Raw genomic sequence first — 18,181 nt, 5'->3', positions numbered from 1 at the left:
GATATGTGTGGTGACAGACAGCATAAACAGGTACAGTATAAACAAACTGCTTCTCCGGACAGTAAACAGCTGGAAGTTACAAAATTTTTTCTTTTTCATAAGTGTATGTATTTAAGTGATTACCGCTTTGACGGAGAATAAGCCTAAGAGAGGCAGTGAAGTAATCCGGCTGGTCGTTGAGGAGTGGAAACCAACTGAATGGCTGCCGGTCACCGGAATAGTTTGTCATAGAGCAAAGAATACTCTCCGGTACAAATATAATGAAAAAACAACTAATGTGTGAAATAAATGTGTAAAAATGTGAATTTTTATTGTTTTTGATTTACGATTGTGTACTTGTTGCAGCTAAAAAAACACTAAAAACCCCCTTTCATTCCTTTAAAAAGGGATGTCATGACATGAGCATAAAAAAGTTATCGTTTGATAATGCGCACAAATGTTTTCCACATGATGTGCAGGTCATTTGCCAGCGTGGGATTTGCCAGGTAACGTTTGTTCAGTTCAATTTTTGCCGGCATGATTTCTTCGATGTACGTTTTCTGAGGATTTTCTGACCGTCCCAGCAATTCATTTTCTTCGAAGTATTCCAGCGAAGCCAGATCCGTAATCCCCGGTCGGACGTTCAAAATCTGACGTTGTTCTTCCGTATACAGGTCCACGTATTCTTTCACCTCCGGTCGCGGCCCGACAATACTCATATCTCCGGCAATGACATTGATAAATTGCGGAAATTCATCCAATTTGAACTTGCGGATGAAGTAACCGGTACGTGTAATGCGTGCATCCCGCATTCCCACGGTCAATTTCCCTTGCTTGTCTGCATTTTTCCGCATGGAGCGAAATTTAAACAAACGGAATGGTTTCCCATAACGACCGATTCGTTCCTGCCGGTAAAAAATCCCTCCTCTGCTTTCCAACAGAATCAGGAATGAGATGATCAAACCGAACGGAAAGAATAACAGGAGAATAATAAGTGAACAAACAATGTCGAAAATGCGTTTCATACAATAAAAATCGTTTCAAAAGTACATGTATTTGGTAATATTGCTCCTGCTGATACTAAAATAATTGCTTTTATAAGCAGCTAAATTGACAAGTTTTCATTTCAATGATTCATTTTCTAACACAAACAACTCTCAATCCCGGAAAAGGGACATTTAGCGTTCCACATGACAGTGTTAGTGGGGTACCACCGACAGCTGCGATGATTGTTACGGCAGGTTTTTTAATTTTTGTTATCTATGTTATTCTTCGAGTACGAAAAAGTATAAAGGATGATGAAAAATTTAACCGGTAATTAGCAATTTAAAAACCAATTCTTTTCCGCTCCCCTTGCTTCGTTTGCTGTTTGTTTTTTTGAATTAAATAGTTAATTGCCTCGTATACATCACTGAATTGTTGATGATATCTTATTTCCAATGCTTTTAGTTGGTTGGTTAAATCCGTGTATGATAGTGTATATTGACGAATCAATACAAATACACGCATAATAGCAATGTTCATATGTATTGCTTTTTTGCTTCGTAAAACACTGGACAACATAGCGACTCCCTGTTCTGTAAATGCAAAAGGTACGGCTCCTCCGAGATAACTTTTGGATGGTATCACATTTTGTGATACCAGTAAATCAACCTCTTCTTCTGTAAGTTCAAACATAAAATCCGCCGGAAAACGATCCCTGTTTCGTCGGACGGCTTGTTTTAGTGTCCTGTTTTCTACTTCGTACAATGCTGCCAAATCAAAGTCCAGCATTATGTTAAGGCCCCGAATTTCAACAATTCGATTTTGAATTTCCTGTAAGTTCATAATGATAATTTTCATTCTTTCCGAAAACCGATTCTTTTCCGTTCCCCTTGCTCTGTTTGCTGTTTCTCTTTTTGAATTAAATAGTTAATTGCCTCGTAGACATCACTGAATTGTTGATTGTATCGTATTTCCAATGCTTTTAGCTGTTCACTCAAGTCACGATAATCCATGATAAATTGCCGAAGGGCAATAAACACGCGAACAATGTTGATACTCATTTCCCGTGCCTTTTTACTCTTTAAAATAGTTGCCAGCATTGTCACTCCATGTTCGGTAAAAACCAAAGGAGGTGCAGATTTTGGTCGTTTTTGAGAATATGTCATCACAGATTGTGATGACATACATTCCCATTCCTCGAGCGTCAATTGAAACATAAAATCTCCCGGAAATAAGTCAATATTCCGTCTTACGGCTTGATTCAATACACGTGTTTCTACTTCATACAGTGTGGCCAAATCAACATCCAGCATTACTTTACAACCCCGAATTTCAATAATCCGGTTTTGAATTGTCTGTAAATTCATGAAAGGTGGTTTATGGTTAATTTACCTGAATATAAGAAAATTATCTGTATCTCATACGAATAAGTCGTAAAAATTCAATGTACTTTTTCTGTTCTGACATCCCCCTTTTTTTCGTAATTTTGCACCATGAAAATCAAAGAAGCAGTTTTTGCAATTTCAAATACCGATCACAAGAAATGCCCGGATGGCAACTTGCCTGAATACGCGTTTATCGGTCGTTCCAATGTGGGGAAGTCTTCCTTGATCAACATGCTGACGGAACAGAAGAAATTGGCAAAAACGTCCGGAAAACCTGGTAAAACACAATTAATCAACCACTTTCTGATCAACCAGGAGTGGTATATTGTCGATTTGCCGGGGTACGGATATGCAAAAGTGTCAAAATCTGCCCGTGAAAAATTTGAGAAGTTTATTTCTGATTATTTGACAAAACGAGAACAGCTGCTCAATGTATTTGTATTGTTGGATTCCCGTCTGGAACCGCAGCAAATTGATCTGGAATTTATGAACTGGTGCGGACAAAAAGAAATACCGTTTGCAATGGTTTTTACAAAAATTGACAAGCTTTCGTCTTCTGCACTGCAGAAAAACATGGCAAAATACAAGAAAGAAATGATGAAATACTGGGAGGAACTGCCACCTGTATTCACCACATCCAGTGAATCCGGATTTGGCAGGGAGAAACTGCTCAATTATATTGAGAATATCAACCTGGCAGTTAAAAACGGGTAACTGATCGTTGAAACTGCAAGTAGTAATTGATAACAAACAGAACAAATTTCAACACCATGAACGTACAGCAATTATATACAAAATGTCTGGCTCAGGGAGCTTATTTTATCTCCAACAAAGGGGAGGCGATTGTTATTGACCCGTTGAGAGAAGTGGATCAATACATCGAACTGGCAAAAGCCAACAATTCAACCATTAAATATATTTTCGAAACACATTTTCATGCGGATTTCGTTTCAGGTCACATTGACCTGGCAAGAAAAACGGGTGCAGAAATTGTATACGGGCCAACAGCACATCCATCGTTTGACTGCCTGGTCGGTTCAGACAACCAGGAATTTAAAGTGGGTGATCTGACCATCAAATTATTGCACACACCGGGGCACACTCCCGAATCTTCCTGTTTTTTACTGCTGGATGAAAACGGAAAAGAAACAGCCATATTTACCGGAGATACATTGTTCCTGGGAGATGTCGGGCGACCTGATTTGGCGATTAAAAGTGACCTGACACAGGAAGATTTGGCAGGAATGCTGTACGATTCATTGCGCAACAGAATCATGCCGCTTCCCGATGATATCATTGTGTACCCGGGACACGGGGCAGGTTCCGCCTGTGGAAAAAACATGAGTTCTGATACACAGGATTCTCTCGGCAATCAGAAGAAAACCAACTACGCGTTGCGTTCGGATATGACAAAAGAGGAGTTTATTACTGAGGTGACAACCGGGATTCTTCCTCCACCTCAGTATTTTCCGAAAAATGCTGCGATGAACAAAACCGGTTACGATTCCATCGATGAAGTCATCATCCGGGGAACGCAAGCACTGTCACCGGATGCATTTAAACAGGAAATTGCCAATGGCGCATTGATTCTGGATGTTCGTCCGCAAGCAGAATTCATCAACGGATTTATTCCGGGTTCCCTGTTTATCGGGTTGAACGGACAGTTTGCCATGTGGGTCGGAGCAATCATTCAGGACATTAAACAACGGATTGTATTGGTCGCACCGGAAGGAAAAGAAGAAGAAACGGTAACACGTCTGGCACGGGTTGGATATGACCACACAGTCGGGTACCTGAAAGGGGGTATTGCGGCTTGGGACGGGGAATTGACAACGATTACCTCTGTTTCCGCCGAAGAAGTAGCACAAGCAAAAGGATGCACCATTGTTGACGTAAGAAAACCGGGAGAATACCAGTCTGAACACGTTGAAAATGCCATCTTTTATCCATTGGATTACATGCATGATGATTTGAATAAATTAGACAAGGATACCACCTATCACATACATTGTGCGGGAGGATACCGCAGCGTGATCGCCATTTCCTTACTCATGCGGAACGGTTACACAAATCTGATTGATATTGCCGGAGGATACGGAGCATTAAAAAATACGTCCATTCCGAAGACAGATTATGTATGTCCATCAACACTTTAAGCTGACCTTTCTCGCGGCAAATTGAAACACAAAACTCTGTTATTTGCCTGAAATGAATTACTTTTAGTGTGTTTATATCCGAATTATGACCAACAAAGAAACAGCTGTTCGAACCGCTTATTTCAGCATTTTCGGAAATGCAAGCCTGGCTGTGATTAAAGGACTGGCTGGTTTCTTTGGAAATTCATACGCACTTATTGCCGATGCCATTGAATCAACCACCGATGTTTTTTCTTCCATTCTGGTTCTGTTCGGAATTAAATATGCCAACCGTCCTGCGGATGAGAATCACCCGTATGGGCATGGGAGAATTGAACCGTTGATTACGTTTATTGTTGTGGCATTTCTGGGAGCTTCGGCACTCATCATTGCCCACGAAAGTATTAAGAATATACAAACGCCCCACGACCTGCCCAAACCGTGGACGCTCATTGTACTGGGAGCAATTATCATTTGGAAAGAGATTTCCTTTCAGATTGTTATTCGCAAAAGCCGGCAGATCAACAGTTCTTCGTTAAAAGCGGATGCCTGGCACCACCGAAGTGACGCCATTACTTCTATCGCGGCATTTATCGGAATTACTATCGCTTTGATATGTGGAAAAGGGTATGAAACGGCAGATGACTGGGCTGCTTTACTTGCCTCCGGCTTCATTTTGTACAACAGTTACCTGATCTTTCGCCCGGCACTGGGAGAAATCATGGACGAAAATACATACGAGGAGTTAATTGCCGAAATCCGGAAAATCGCACTGACTGTTGATGGGGTATTGGGAACGGAAAAATGCTTCATCCGAAAGGCGGGATTAAATTATCTGGTGGATTTGCATGCCATTGTGGATGAGGACATCAGCGTACGGGAAGGACATGAAATCTCACACCGGCTGAAAGACACATTGCAAGCAGAAATTCCCGAAATCGGAAATGTACTGATTCACATTGAACCGGGAAAAAAGAAAATCGTCAATGAGTAGTCGCTCAAAAAGACATGTAGAAGCAATAAAAAAATAACAACTTTGCGGCTTAGCGGCTTGGCGAGAAAATCAAACCAACTTATTTTCAATCAACAATTTAGAAATATGAACAGCGTTGGTAGCTGTTTCTTGTTAAACATTATCCGTAGCAATTCATAACGTATTGCTCGCAAAGGCGCGAAGACGCAAAGAGTTTGTGGGATAGCGTATTAGTTCATTGCTGATTGACGTTTCTGAGATCAGTAATATGTTGATTCACATAGAACTGGAAAAAAGAAAATCGTCAATGAGTAGTCGCTCAAAAAGACATGCAGAAGCAATAAAAAATAACAACTTTGCGGCTTAACGGCTTGGCGAGAAAATCAAACCAACTTGTTTTCAATCAACAATTTAGAAATCTGAACAGCGTTGGTGGCTGTTTCTTGTTAAACATTATCCGTAGCAATTCATAACGTATTGCTCGCAAAGGCGCGAAGGCGCAAAGAGTTTGTCGGATAGCGTATTAGTTCATTGCTGATTGACGTTTCTGAGATCAGTAATGTGTTGATTCACATAGAACTGGAAAAAAGAAAATCGTCGATGAGTAGTCGCTCAAAAAGACATGCAGAAGCAATAAAAAAATAACAACTTTGCGGCTTAACGGCTTGGCGAGAAAATCAAACCAACTTATTTTCAATCAACAATTTAGCAATCTGAACAGCGTTGGTGGCTGCCCCTTTTCGAAGGTTATCCGCCACAATCCACATGTTTACTGTATTCGGTTGTGACTCATCCCGACGGATTCTTCCTACAAATACATCATTTTTTCCTTCTGCGTATTTCGGCATCGGGTAGGTATTTGTTGTCGGATCATCTTTCAATGTAATACCTGGAGCGTCATGCAACAATTTCCGAACAGCACCCACCTCAAAATCTTTTTCAAACTGGATATTCACAGCCTCTGAATGTCCTCCCACAACCGGAACCCGAACAGCTGTTGCCGTTACATTGATCACCGGGTCCAGGATTTTCTTCGTTTCATTGGTCAACTTCATTTCTTCTTTCGTATAACCATTCTCAAGAAATGCATCACAATGCGGCAGGCAGTTTTTATCGATCGGGTATGGATAAACCATGTCACCGGAAATTCCGTTTCGTTCATTCTCCATTTGCTCTACTGCTTTTACACCCGTTCCTGTAATGGATTGATAGGTAGAGACAACCACGCGCTTCACGCCGTATGCTTTGTGCAACGGAGCAAGTGCCAATACCAGCTGAATAGTGCTGCAATTGGGATTGGCAATGATTTTATCTTCTTTTGTCAATAAATGACCGTTTACTTCCGGAACGATCAGTTTTTTGGAAGGATCCATCCTCCAGGCAGAAGAATTGTCAATCACGGTTGTTCCGGCAGCAGCAAATTTAGGCGCCCATTCCAATGAGGTATCTCCTCCTGCGGAGAAAATCGCCAGATCCGGTTTCATGTCGACAGCCGTTTGTAAACCAACTACAGGACAGTCAATTCCTCCAAAGTGAATGACTTGTCCGACGGACTTCTCAGAAGCAACCGGAATCAATTCCGTAACAGGAAAATTTTCCTCTCTTAGCACCTGGAGCATTACTGTTCCGACCATTCCTGTTGCACCAACAACTGCGATTCTCATGACGACAAAATTTTGAATATGTGTAATATCCAGCGAATTTACTATTTTAGCAAGAATAATTGTTACTACACCTGAATGAATTTTACTAAAAATAACAATGTGTTAAATACGCTTCCAAAAAGGATTATTGGTGTGATTTTTTCCATGTTATTAACGCTTACCGGTCATGCTCAGTTTTCCGATGATTTTTCTGACGGAGACTTTACGGCAAATCCTTCCTGGAACGGGACAACGGCAGATTACACAATCAATGCAACGCAGCAATTACAGTTGAATGCGTCGGTAGCGGGAACATCATATCTTTCCACACCCCATAACCTTACAAATTTCAACGGAAAAGAATGGAGTTGCTGGGTGCGTCAAAATTTTGCAGGATCGTCCAGTAATTTCGGGAGAATTTACCTCACATCTCAGTCAGCAGATCTCACCACCGATCCGGATGGAATCTATCTTCAGTTGGGAGAAGCACTTTCAACAGATGCTGTGCGATTAATGCAACGAAATGGGGGGGTGACAACACAAATATGTGCATCCGCAGACGGAACAATCGCAGCAGCGTTCCAAATAGGTGTAAAAGTAATCCGGGACAATGCCGGGAACTGGTCTTTATCTATTGATTTTGCAGGGGGAGTAAATTATAGCCTCGCGGCCACAGGTTCAGAAGTTACCATTCCTTCAGGAACACATTTCGGATATTTGAATACCTATACATCGGGAAATATTACCCGTTTTTACCTCGACAACATCTACGCAGGGGATGAAGTCGTTGACACAGATCCTCCGACGATGATTTCTCTTCAGATTGTCAATGATACACAATTGGATGTAACATTTTCCGAAGCCGTTACTCCTGCCACTGCTGAGGACGTCAACAATTACGACCTGGTTCCGGTTAACAGTATTTCAACCGCAACGCTTGACGGAGTTAATCCTGCATTGGTGCACCTGCAGTTGACAAGTCCCCTGATTAACGGAAACACATATACCCTGACCAGTTCCGGAATTGAAGATGTGAATGGAAACGCATCCGCTTCTCAGTCGTTGAATGTAACGTACCTGGTCGCTGAAGTTCCTGTTCCGGGAGATGTCATCATCAATGAATTCATGGCCGACCCTTCTCCTGTTATCGGTTTACCCGAAGCAGAATTTGTAGAAATTTACAACGTCAGCAATAAAGTGTTGAATGTTTCCGGATGGAAATTGGGCGATAATGCGACCTTCGGAACGATTCAGACAGGCTGGTTGCTTCCCGGTGAATACCTGGTGTTGTGCCCAACTTCATCTGTTCCTGAATTTCCCGGATCTGTTGGTGTGACAAGCTTTCCCAGCCTCAACAATTCTTCGGATGACATTGTCATTACGGACAATACGAATGTACAATTGGATAAAATTTCCTACACCCTGGACTGGTACCAGGATCCGGCAAAAAAAGACGGTGGCTGGACCATTGAGCGGATCAATCCGCTGGCTCCCTGTTCACAGGCATCTAACTGGCAGGCTTCCGTGGCTGCTGCGGGAGGTACACCCGGTTCACAAAATTCCGTGTACAATACCGATCCGGATTTGCAAGCCCCCTTCATTTATACCACTGCTGTAAATGCCCCCAATCAAGTGCAGGTTACCTTTAACAAGCCGGTCGACTCAACTGCATTGAGCACCGCGGTAATCAGTACCACACCTTCTTTAACAGAAACCGGCAGAACAATCCTGGCTGCCTATCCTGTTTCATTTACCATTCAGTTTGCTGAAACTATCCCCGCAAGCCAGTTGTATACAATTAGCATTAACGGCGTACAGGATTGCTGGGGAAATTTCGGTAATCCGACAGGTCAGTTTTTACTTCCTGCAGAAGCAGATAGTGGCGATATTGTCATCAATGAAGTATTATTTGATCAATACACTGGTGGCAGCGACTGGGTAGAATTGTACAATAAATCGAATAAAATTATCGACCTGAAGGGATGGAAAATCGCGCGGTTCAATAATGGCGTAATTTCAGATCACAAACTTATTTCTTCCAACTATTTACTCTACCCGGATGATTATGTTGTCATTGGTGCCGACTCTAATTTTGTGATTAACAATTACCCGGCAACAACCTTAGGTAAATTCTATCAATTGACACTCCCAACCTTGTCAAACGATACTGGTAGTGTGATTGTGATGTTTGAAAAATTTGTGTTCATTGACACGATTGATGTCATCATGGACCAATTGATTTATTCTTCTAAATGGCACTTCAAACTATTGGACAGCAAAGATGGTCGTTCACTGGAACGCATGGATCCCAATCTTCCAACGCAAGCATCCAACAACTGGCATACAGCCGCGGAAGCGATTGGTTTTGCTACACCGGGAGGAAAAAATTCGCAGTATTATCCTGCTCTTTATAACGGAGAAGTTAGCTTGTCGAGTGAAACTATTTCACCTGACAATGACGGGTTTGAAGATGTGTTGCAAATCAATTACCAGATGAATACTCCCGGAATGCTTGCCACCATTCAGGTTTATGACGACAGGGGGCGCATTGTCAAAACCATTTCTCAAAATGAACTCCTTGGGTTGACCGGAACCATCGTCTGGGATGGAATCCGGGAAGACGGACAGAAAGCAACAATCGGGACGTATGTGCTACTGATGGAAGCATTTAATATCAATGGAGGAAGTGAGTTTGTTTCTAAAAAAGCGTTTGTAGTAGCAGGGAAAATGTGATCTGTAACGGATCAGTAGATTTATTCGATGCAACAACCGACTGCATTCGATGAGCGCATACACCACTGAACAACTTTTAGTTCTTCTCCAAATTCACCTATTGAATTTATCCTATATTTGTGTCTGTCCCGGATCATCGGACAAGCCGGGAGTCAAGTAATAACCTTAATCTTTTGTCTGTATGAAAACGACTGTATTCACGATCGTCATTGCAACATCCTTCTTTTCAGGTTTTGCATTTAAGTCAGTATTAACAAACGAACATCTCAACGAAACAAGCAATATGAAAAAAGTAACAGGTATCGGCGGTATCTTTTTTAAGTGTAAAGACCCCGAAAAAGTAAGGGAATGGTATGCACAAAACCTGGGGTTGAACACCAATCCGTACGGATCTGTATTTGAATGGTACCAGGGAGCAGATCCATCCAAAAAAGGACATACTCAATGGAGTCCGTTCAATGAAAATACAAAGTATTTTGAACCTTCTGAAAAAGAATTCATGATCAATTACCGGGTAGATGATCTGGAAGTACTCGTAAAAGAATTAGAAAATAGTGGTGTAACGGTATTGGATAAGATTGAAACGTATGATTACGGGAAGTTCGTCCACATCCTGGATGTTGAAGGTAACAAGATTGAGTTGTGGGAACCGAATGATATTGAATACGAAAAATTGGGGAAAGAACTTGGAAGTAAGACAACCAAGTAGCTCGTTAACAACAAAAAACCGCATCGACTGATGCGGTTTTTGTTTTATCTATTAATTACATGTTCCGTCCGGAGTACATACTTTCCCTTCAATCACCTGGAACGGGCTTTCCGGATTGTCCTTTCTCCACTCTTCAAATGCTTTTTCAATTGTCTGTAAAAACACGTCCGGTGCCTGAGCGCCCGAGACAGCATACTTACGGTTCATTACAAAGAATGGAACTCCTTGAATCCCTAACTGTCCAGCCTCACGAATATCTGCTTTAACAGCATCTTCATAAGTCGGATCTGTTAATGCTGTTTCTACTTCTGCTTCCGTTAAACCAATTAAAGCAGCAATTTCCAACAGGTCTTTTTGATCATTCAGATCTTTTCCGTCTGTAAAATACGCTTTGAAAAATTGTTCTTCCGCCTGATCACCCCATCCTTTTGTCTTCGCCAGTTGAATAATCCGATGCGCATTGAATGAATTGGCAACCTTTGCATTATCAAAATTATACGTCAATCCTGCCACTTTAGCGGTCTGTGTTACCGATGCATGGATTTCCTTACATTGCTCCATACTCCACCCTTTTCGTGCTGCCAGGTATTCATATGTACTCTGTTCAATCTTCCCCTGCGGAACGGTCGGATCCAGCTGAAAGCTTTTCCAAACCAGTTCAATGTGTTCTGCATCCTTAAATTGTGCAAGAGCCGCTTCGTAATTGCGTTTCCCAATGTAACAAAACGGGCACATAATGTCGCTCCAAACTTCTATTTTCATTTTTTGTTGTTTTAATGTGTTATTCATTTGTTTATTGTGTTCCTGCGTCTGACCGAAAACACAGAACATAAAAATAAAACATGCTGATAAGTAAATTCTCATTCTTCAGATTGAATATATTCTGTATTTCTTCTATTTATATGGAGATATACAATATAAATCAGGTGTCCGGATTTCATAAAACACAGCTGTCTAAGGGCTCAGAACTGCTTTTAGTCTCATATCCTTCTAACTTTCTATCTAAGTTACGAAATTTATTTGTACTCCGGGAACAATTCCAGTAATCCTTCTTCTGAAGCATTGCACACACCGCGTTCGGTAATGATTTTCGTTACCAGACGTGCCGGAGTAACATCAAATCCGTAATTGCTTGCCTGCGTTGTCTCCGGGCAGATCAATACAGATCCGATTTCTCCGTTGGCTTGTTTTCCAATCATGTAGCGCACCTCATCCTGGTTGCGTTCTTCAATCGGAATATCAAACCCGTTTTCAATGGTCATATCCAATGTTGTAGATGGCAATGCCACATAAAACGGAATGTTGTTATCGTTGGCTGCCAATGCCTTCAAGTACGTCCCGATCTTGTTGGCAACATCTCCGTTTCGCGTTGTTCGGTCTGTTCCGACAATCACCATGTCTACAAAACCATGCTGCATCAAATGTCCGCCGGCATTGTCAACAATCAATGTGTGCGGAACATTGTGGCGGGTTAATTCGTAGCATGTCAGATTACTACCCTGGTTGCGCGGACGTGTTTCGTCTACCCAAACATGTACCTTGATTCCCTTTTCAATTGCCTGGTAAATCGGTGAAGTAATCGTCCCCCATTCAATGCATCCTAACATGCCTGCATTGCAATGTGTCAGAATATTGACCACATCTCCTTTTTTTCGCTTGGAAATTTCCTCGATGAACGGCAATCCGTGCACACCGATCATGCGGCAGGTTTCCACGTCATCTTCCACAATCTGATTTGCTGTATCCCATGCTGTCTGCAGAAAATCACCTTCGGAATTGTCCAGCGCATCGCGCATCTTATCCAGTGCCCAAAACAAATTCACCGCTGTCGGACGAGAAGCCCGCAAGTCTGAAAAAGCTGCATCCAGAAATGAACCGTCCAGTTGTTTTTCCACCAGTTCCCGCACTGCTAAATAGATTCCATAGGCAGCCGTTGCCCCGATCAATGGCGCTCCTCTTACCGTCATGTCTTTAATTGCTGTTTCCGCATCTTTGTACGTCAGCAATTTTCGGGTGATTAACTCATGCGGAAGAATTTTCTGGTCAATTACTTCCACATAACGGTCTTCGGTGGTCCAAATGGTTCTGAATTTGCTCATTTTTTGACTGTTTTTTGCACTGCAAAGATACACCATTTAGGTCTATTTCCATGAAGATGCATCCTATAAAATCTACTCTGTTATGTTTCAAGACAACGACGATCCGGGAAATTTAAGATCGCAATTCTGCTATAATCAATCTGCTAAGTTCGTTGCTGTCAATCATCTGAATGGGATGAGGAATGCCATCCAGTAATCGGAATTGAGCTGTTTTTATCTGTGCACGAACTTTTTCTGTCTCCTCTTGTGTGACCATATTATCCTTGCTTCCTAAGCACAGTGTAACCGGAATGTTGATGGATTGAAAATGTTCATTCGTCAGCAGCGGATTTCGTCCTAATCTTCGCATCAATCCATGCGTTTGTATCATAACATTTTTCCAATCTTTGGGTGCATGAACTGTTGCTAAATAAGCTGCAAACTTTGGGAGTTTTTCTTCTATTTTTTCAGGATTTAACAACGTAATTTCATGTTCTGCAATTTCTACTGACCAATCAAATTTTGTTCCCAATGTGACAATTGAATGCAATAATCCCGGATTTTTCGCCTCCGCATACAACGCAACATACCCTCCCATTGAATAGCCAAATACCAGTGGTTTTTCAAGCTGATGTTGATGAACAAAATCAATCAGGTTGTTGCTACACAACTCTATCGAAATTTCAGAAACATGCGCTCCGGAACCATGACCATCAAAGTCCAGCAAATGACAATTAAATTCAGCACTTAGCAACCGTGCAAGCGCTTCAAACTGAATCCGTGATCCAAGTGCACCATGCAGGAGTATCAAATCTTTCTTCTCCGAATCAGTTATCATAGGTGTCTTTCAATTAGTTGACCTCAAAAATAAGAAACTATTTATTTTCAGTACTAAAACACTTAATTCTTCTTTGCCTTTTCTTGGGTCAGCGCGATATCCAGCACTTCTTTCATTTCGGTTACAAAATGGAAGGTCAATCCTTTCAGGTATTCCTGCTCGATTTCTTCAATATCCTGACGGTTTTTCTCACACAGGATAATTTCCTTGATTTTCGCACGTTTCGCTGCCAGGATTTTCTCTTTGATCCCTCCCACTGGCAACACTTCTCCGCGCAATGTAATCTCGCCGGTCATGGCTATGTTTTTCTTCACTTTTCGTTGTGTGAATGAAGATGCCAATGCCGTCAACATCGTAATTCCGGCACTCGGGCCATCCTTTGGTGTTGCTCCTTCCGGCACGTGAATGTGAACGTTCGAATTATCAAACACATCTTGTTGCAAATCCAACCAGTGACTGTGCGCCTTCAAAAATTCCAGGGCAATCACTGCTGATTCTTTCATCACATCGCCCAGGTTACCTGTCAGGGTTAATTTTCCTTTTCCTTGCGTAATGGAAGACTCGATAAACAGGATGTCTCCTCCTACACTTGTCCAGGCCAATCCTGTGACAACTCCGGCAACATCATTATTCCCGTATTTTGTCTTCGAACGACCAGGTCCCAATACTTGTTTCAGGTCTGCTTCCGAGATTTTTACTTCGTAAGCTTCTTCCATCGCGATCTGACGTGCACGGTTACGCACCAACTTAGCTACCATTTTATCCAATCCACGAACACCTGATTCATTGGTGTATTCCTCTACCAGTCTTTCCAATGCTTTTTTATCAATGGAGATGTCTTTTTTGGTAATTCCGTGTTCTGCGATTTGTTTCGGGAATAAATGCCGTTTTGCGATTTCGATTTTTTCTTCGATTGTATAACCGTTTACTTCTATCAACTCCATGCGGTCACGCAGCGGCCCCTGGATTTCGGAAAGGCTATTTGCCGTCGCAATGAACATCACTTTTGACAGGTCGAATTCGGTTTCAACATAATTGTCATAAAACGAACTGTTTTGTTCCGGATCCAGTACCTCCAGCAACGCCGAAGACGGATCTCCGTGATTGCTGCGTCCCAACTTATCCACCTCATCCAGTACAAACACCGGATTGGCAGCTTCCGCTTTTTTCAGGTTCTGAACGATTCTTCCCGGCATTGCTCCGATGTACGTTTTCCGGTGTCCTCTAATTTCTGATTCATCATGTACACCACCCAGTGACATACGAACGTATTTTCTGCCCATTGCCTCAGCAATTGACTTCCCGAGGGATGTTTTACCCACTCCCGGAGGGCCGTAAAAACACAAGATCGGTGCTTTCATATTTCCTTTCAGTTTAAGCACGGAAAGGTATTCCAAAATGCGTTCTTTTACTTTCGCCAGTCCATAATGGTCGCGTTCCAGGATTGTTTGCGCACGTTTCAGATCATGTACATCTTTTGTGTACACTCCCCACGGCAAATCCAGCAACAAATCCAGGTAATTCAATTGTACGGTATATTCAGCCCCTTGCGGGTTCATCCGCTTCAGTTTGTCCAGTTCTTTGAAGAACAGTTTCTCCGTTTTATCATCCCACTTCTTTTTCCGGGATCGGTCCTGTAATTCTTCCACATCCATTTCGTGCGGACTTCCTCCAAGTTCATCCTGAATGGTACGAATTTGCTGATGCAGGAAGTATTCCCGCTGCTGGCGGTCCATATCTTTTCGGACTTTTGATTGAATTTCATTGCGCATCTGCAGCATCTGTACTTCCAGGTTCAGATGCTCTAATACCAGCATGATCCGCTTTTTAGTATCCAGTTCATTCAGCATTCCTTGTTTTTTCGGAACGTCTGCATTCATATTCGAACAAATGAAATTGATCAGGAAGGACGGAGAATCAATGTTTTTAATGGCAAAAGAAGCTTCCGAAGGAATATTCGGACTCTCCTGGATGATCTGAAGTGATAAATCCTTAATGGAAGTAATCATGACCTCCATTTCCTTTGATTTGAAATCTACTTTTGTCTCCGTCAGGTAGTTTACTTTTGCTTTGATGTACGGTTCGCTTTGAGTTGGTTCCACCAATTCGAAACGACGTTTCCCTTGTATGATAACCGTAGAGCTTCCATCCGGCATTTTCAACAGGCGCACGATCTGTGCAACCGTACCGATGGTGTTCAGATCATTGAATTCCGGTGATTCTTCCTCCTGGTCTTTTTGAGAAACGACACCGATGATTTTATTTCCTTTGTTTGCTTCCTGGATCAATTTGATGCTTTTGTCTCTTCCGACCGTAATGGGAATGACAACTCCCGGAAACAAAACATTGTTCCGCAGGGGTAAAATGGGTAAAATTTCAGGGTAGGACGCATTGTTCATGGTTTCCTCTTCCTCCGCCGTGATCAATGGGATAAATTCTGCATCTGTCTCAAGTGCATCTGTTAATTGTATCAGGGCTTTATCAAAAAAATCATTCATATTGTCTGTATATCGTATGGACAAATTGTCAGTAAAACGGATTGTTTCACTGTATTTGTGTGTTTGTTTATATGTCCTGCTACATTTTCAATGATTATGCCATACTGTTAAAACGGAAAAATTGTCGTGTTTTTCTCAGTCAGGGGCTATATCAATCCTTCCAATTGTTCTAAAACGGGAATCAGTGATTTTCCTTTTTCCGTGAGGTTGTATTCAATGTGCAATGGTTTTTCACGGATGACAATTTTATCCAGTAATCCGGATTCTTCCAATTCTTTCAGTGCCGTTGCCAACGATTGTTTATTTGCTCCTTCCAATTGCTTCAATAAGGTATTAAAACGAAGCGGGGTATTTACCGCTAAGCGAAAGATTTCCGGTTTCCATTTACCGGACAACAACTTTAGCAACCCTTGTACCGGGCATGTTTCTGTATTTTCTTCCATTTTTTTAGTAGTCATCTTTTTTTGACTTATTGCATGTTAAACGAAGCATTCCGACATTTGTACAAATGTACGAAATACATGAGATCAATAAAAATCATCATTACGGTATTCATCCTGTCTGGCGCAATCGGTTGTCAGGCACAAAAAGAAAAACAAATGGAGACAAAAAACAACCCGCTGATCTGTGACCCGGAGGCAGGAGCATGTGAAATGCCCGGAGTAGCAGGTGCTGCTCAACCACAACACGTAAAAGCAGACAACAAACCTGTCAAGATTATTTATTATACAGACCCGATTTGTTCTTCCTGCTGGGGTATCGAACCACAGTTGAGAAGATTGAAACTGGAGTACGGCAACGACATTGAAATTGACTACCGGATGGGGGGTCTATTACCCGACTGGAGTTACAACAGCGGAGGAATCAGCAAACCATCAGACGTGGCTCATCACTGGGACGAAGTCAGTGCCTATTACAACATGCCGATTGATGGAGATGTATGGCTGGAAGATCCGCTTCCTTCTTCTTACCCTCCTTCCATTGCTTTTAAGGCCGCACAACTGCAGGACAAGCAAAAAGCCATCGCCTTCCTGCGTGAATTACGTGAATTGCTGTTTCTCAAGAAGAAAAACATCACCAAATGGGAATACGTTGAACAAGCTGCAAAAAAGACCGGTTTGGATGTTGAGCAATTGAAAAAAGATTACGAAGGAAAAGCAAAAGATTTGTTCCAGGAAGACCTGAATTACGCCCGTCAGTTGGGAGTGAGAGGATTTCCTTCGATTTTCATCACAGACGGCTCCGGTCTATCTGAATTTGTCTATGGTTTCCGTCCGTATGCCAATTTCGAAACAAGTCTGAAAAAGATTTATCCCGCAGCAGTAAAAGTAGCGTATAAGAAAGACTGGAAAAGCTTGTTTGAAAGCTATCCGACATTGACTACCCGGGAATATGCGGAATTGGCTGATAAATCAATCGAAGCAGGCGAAAAAGAACTGGAATTGTTGTATAAACAAGGTAATATTTCAAAATTTGAGTCCAAAAACGGACCGATCTGGATGGCTAAATAGAATACAGTAAACCTACATATAAAAAACCCTGCTTTTCAGATGAGAAGCAGGGTTTCGTTTTGTAATAACTTACTGATTACTTTGCAGCTGCATAGCGTTTTGAAACTTCATCCCAGTTGATGATATTGAAGAATGCAGAAATATAATCCGGACGACGGTTTTGATAATGCAGGTAATACGCATGTTCCCATACATCCAAGCCTAAAATAGGTGTCGCTGAAGACCCTTCGATCAACGGGTTATCCTGATTCGGGCTGGAAGAAATCACCAGCTTTCCTCCGTCAACAGACAACCATGCCCATCCTGAACCAAAACGGGTAGCTGCTGCTTTTGAGAATTCTTCTTTGAACGCATCAAACGAACCAAATGTACTGTTGATTGCAGCTCCCAGTTCACCTGTTGGCTGACCTCCTCCGTTTGGAGACAAAATCGTCCAGAACAAGTTGTGGTTGTAAAACCCTCCTCCGTTATTTCTGACAGCCGGCTTGTCAGCACTTGCTTTCAGGATTTCTTCAATTTTCTTTCCTTCCAGGTCTGTTCCTGCAATCGCAGCGTTCAGGTTCGTCGTATACGCCTGATGGTGTTTTGTATGATGGATTTCCATCGTTCTCGCATCAAAATGTGGCTCTAACGCATCGTATGCGTATGGCAATTGTGGCAATTCAAATGACATATTTTCTTAATTTTAAATGATTAAACGTATTATTTATATAGC

General features: G+C 42.0%; 16 protein-coding genes. 6 read left to right on the top strand and 10 right to left on the bottom strand.

The genetic code is table 11. From position 1 onward, the window contains the following. Positions 1-413 precede the first annotated feature (413 nt). From H9Y05_RS07155 to H9Y05_RS07145, 3 genes are all read right to left on the bottom strand, one after another. Positions 414-1,004, bottom strand: a complete 591-nt coding sequence (locus H9Y05_RS07155; protein ID WP_163493015.1) for a sugar transferase — start codon at positions 1,002-1,004, stop codon at positions 414-416. Between the two features lie 301 nt (positions 1,005-1,305). Further along, positions 1,306-1,806 carry an ORF6N domain-containing protein gene (locus tag H9Y05_RS07150; RefSeq protein ID WP_216713895.1) on the bottom strand — a complete coding sequence of 167 codons (501 nt, stop codon included), beginning with the start codon at positions 1,804-1,806 and terminating at the stop codon, positions 1,306-1,308. An 11-nt stretch (positions 1,807-1,817) separates the two neighbouring features. Further along, positions 1,818-2,330, bottom strand: coding sequence for an ORF6N domain-containing protein (locus tag H9Y05_RS07145; protein ID WP_216713894.1), 513 nt, complete (start codon positions 2,328-2,330; stop codon positions 1,818-1,820). Between the two features lie 126 nt (positions 2,331-2,456). On the opposite strand from H9Y05_RS07145, the gene yihA reads away from it, so the two are divergent. The 3 genes from yihA (at position 2,457) to H9Y05_RS07130 (ending at position 5,477) form a co-directional block, all read left to right on the top strand. Further along, positions 2,457-3,062 (top strand): ribosome biogenesis GTP-binding protein YihA/YsxC, encoded by a 606-nt coding sequence (gene yihA / locus H9Y05_RS07140; protein ID WP_163493018.1) that lies wholly within the window; start codon positions 2,457-2,459, stop codon positions 3,060-3,062. A gap of 56 nt (positions 3,063-3,118) precedes the next feature. Next, positions 3,119-4,504 (top strand): MBL fold metallo-hydrolase, encoded by a 1,386-nt coding sequence (locus H9Y05_RS07135; protein WP_163493019.1) that lies wholly within the window; start codon positions 3,119-3,121, stop codon positions 4,502-4,504. A gap of 85 nt (positions 4,505-4,589) precedes the next feature. Then, complete coding sequence (locus H9Y05_RS07130; protein WP_163493020.1) at positions 4,590-5,477, top strand: cation diffusion facilitator family transporter; 888 nt, start codon at positions 4,590-4,592, stop codon at positions 5,475-5,477. 656 nt (positions 5,478-6,133) lie between these two features. Here H9Y05_RS07130 and H9Y05_RS07125 read toward each other — a convergent pair. After that, positions 6,134-7,120: an aspartate-semialdehyde dehydrogenase gene (locus H9Y05_RS07125; protein WP_163490022.1), complete on the bottom strand. Its 987-nt coding sequence runs from the start codon at positions 7,118-7,120 to the stop codon at positions 6,134-6,136. A gap of 75 nt (positions 7,121-7,195) precedes the next feature. On the opposite strand from H9Y05_RS07125, the gene H9Y05_RS07120 reads away from it, so the two are divergent. After that, on the top strand, positions 7,196-9,832 hold the full coding sequence (locus H9Y05_RS07120; protein WP_163490023.1) for a lamin tail domain-containing protein: 2,637 nt from the start codon (positions 7,196-7,198) through the stop codon (positions 9,830-9,832). Positions 9,833-10,013: 181 nt separating this feature from the next. Further along, a complete protein-coding gene (locus H9Y05_RS07115; RefSeq protein ID WP_317170284.1) occupies positions 10,014-10,541 on the top strand; it encodes a VOC family protein in 528 nt (175 codons plus the stop codon). A 51-nt stretch (positions 10,542-10,592) separates the two neighbouring features. Here H9Y05_RS07115 and H9Y05_RS07110 read toward each other — a convergent pair whose 3' ends face one another. From H9Y05_RS07110 to H9Y05_RS07090, 5 genes are all read right to left on the bottom strand, one after another. Beyond that, the gene (locus H9Y05_RS07110) at positions 10,593-11,303 is read right to left on the bottom strand and encodes a DsbA family oxidoreductase (RefSeq protein ID WP_216713893.1); all 711 of its coding nucleotides are present in this window, start codon (positions 11,301-11,303) and stop codon (positions 10,593-10,595) included. Between the two features lie 254 nt (positions 11,304-11,557). Continuing rightward, positions 11,558-12,640, bottom strand: coding sequence for an S-methyl-5-thioribose-1-phosphate isomerase (gene mtnA, locus H9Y05_RS07105; RefSeq protein ID WP_216713892.1), 1,083 nt, complete (start codon positions 12,638-12,640; stop codon positions 11,558-11,560). A gap of 112 nt (positions 12,641-12,752) precedes the next feature. After that, the gene (locus tag H9Y05_RS07100; RefSeq protein WP_163490028.1) at positions 12,753-13,457 is read right to left on the bottom strand and encodes an alpha/beta fold hydrolase; all 705 of its coding nucleotides are present in this window, start codon (positions 13,455-13,457) and stop codon (positions 12,753-12,755) included. 62 nt (positions 13,458-13,519) lie between these two features. Continuing rightward, entirely contained in the window at positions 13,520-15,955 is a 2,436-nt protein-coding gene (lon, locus tag H9Y05_RS07095) for an endopeptidase La (protein ID WP_216713891.1), read from the bottom strand. 146 nt (positions 15,956-16,101) lie between these two features. Further along, positions 16,102-16,413 carry a winged helix-turn-helix transcriptional regulator gene (locus H9Y05_RS07090; protein WP_163490030.1) on the bottom strand — a complete coding sequence of 104 codons (312 nt, stop codon included), beginning with the start codon at positions 16,411-16,413 and terminating at the stop codon, positions 16,102-16,104. 141 nt (positions 16,414-16,554) lie between these two features. On the opposite strand from H9Y05_RS07090, the gene H9Y05_RS07085 reads away from it, so the two are divergent. Then, positions 16,555-17,466, top strand: a complete 912-nt coding sequence (locus H9Y05_RS07085) for a DsbA family protein (protein ID WP_216713902.1) — start codon at positions 16,555-16,557, stop codon at positions 17,464-17,466. 76 nt (positions 17,467-17,542) lie between these two features. On the opposite strand, the gene H9Y05_RS07080 is transcribed toward H9Y05_RS07085, so the two are convergent. Further along, positions 17,543-18,139: a superoxide dismutase gene (locus tag H9Y05_RS07080; protein WP_216713890.1), complete on the bottom strand. Its 597-nt coding sequence runs from the start codon at positions 18,137-18,139 to the stop codon at positions 17,543-17,545. Positions 18,140-18,181: the final 42 nt, after the last annotated feature.

Origin of the sequence: Taishania pollutisoli (assembly GCF_014518315.1) — a bacterium.
Classification (GTDB): domain Bacteria; phylum Bacteroidota; class Bacteroidia; order Flavobacteriales_D; family Crocinitomicaceae; genus Taishania; species Taishania pollutisoli.
Note: the sequence above shows the minus strand (reverse complement) of the source record. Positions and strands in the feature narration are given on the sequence as shown.

Excerpts from the sequence above, each read along its gene's own strand:
- H9Y05_RS07135 (WP_163493019.1), top strand. The coding sequence starts at position 3,119 with ATGAACGTACAGCAATTATATACAAAATGTCTGGCTCAGGGAGCTTAT.
- H9Y05_RS07110 (WP_216713893.1), bottom strand. The coding sequence starts at position 11,303 with ATGAAAATAGAAGTTTGGAGCGACATTATGTGCCCGTTTTGTTACATT.
- H9Y05_RS07115 (WP_317170284.1), top strand. The coding sequence starts at position 10,014 with ATGAAAACGACTGTATTCACGATCGTCATTGCAACATCCTTCTTTTCA.
- H9Y05_RS07100 (WP_163490028.1), bottom strand. The coding sequence starts at position 13,457 with ATGATAACTGATTCGGAGAAGAAAGATTTGATACTCCTGCATGGTGCA.
- H9Y05_RS07145 (WP_216713894.1), bottom strand. The coding sequence starts at position 2,330 with ATGAATTTACAGACAATTCAAAACCGGATTATTGAAATTCGGGGTTGT.
- H9Y05_RS07130 (WP_163493020.1), top strand. The coding sequence starts at position 4,590 with ATGACCAACAAAGAAACAGCTGTTCGAACCGCTTATTTCAGCATTTTC.
- yihA (WP_163493018.1), top strand. The coding sequence starts at position 2,457 with ATGAAAATCAAAGAAGCAGTTTTTGCAATTTCAAATACCGATCACAAG.
- lon (WP_216713891.1), bottom strand. The coding sequence starts at position 15,955 with ATGAATGATTTTTTTGATAAAGCCCTGATACAATTAACAGATGCACTT.
- H9Y05_RS07090 (WP_163490030.1), bottom strand. The coding sequence starts at position 16,413 with ATGACTACTAAAAAAATGGAAGAAAATACAGAAACATGCCCGGTACAA.
- H9Y05_RS07120 (WP_163490023.1), top strand. The coding sequence starts at position 7,196 with ATGAATTTTACTAAAAATAACAATGTGTTAAATACGCTTCCAAAAAGG.
- mtnA (WP_216713892.1), bottom strand. The coding sequence starts at position 12,640 with ATGAGCAAATTCAGAACCATTTGGACCACCGAAGACCGTTATGTGGAA.
- H9Y05_RS07125 (WP_163490022.1), bottom strand. The coding sequence starts at position 7,120 with ATGAGAATCGCAGTTGTTGGTGCAACAGGAATGGTCGGAACAGTAATG.
- H9Y05_RS07080 (WP_216713890.1), bottom strand. The coding sequence starts at position 18,139 with ATGTCATTTGAATTGCCACAATTGCCATACGCATACGATGCGTTAGAG.
- H9Y05_RS07155 (WP_163493015.1), bottom strand. The coding sequence starts at position 1,004 with ATGAAACGCATTTTCGACATTGTTTGTTCACTTATTATTCTCCTGTTA.
- H9Y05_RS07150 (WP_216713895.1), bottom strand. The coding sequence starts at position 1,806 with ATGAACTTACAGGAAATTCAAAATCGAATTGTTGAAATTCGGGGCCTT.
- H9Y05_RS07085 (WP_216713902.1), top strand. The coding sequence starts at position 16,555 with ATGGAGACAAAAAACAACCCGCTGATCTGTGACCCGGAGGCAGGAGCA.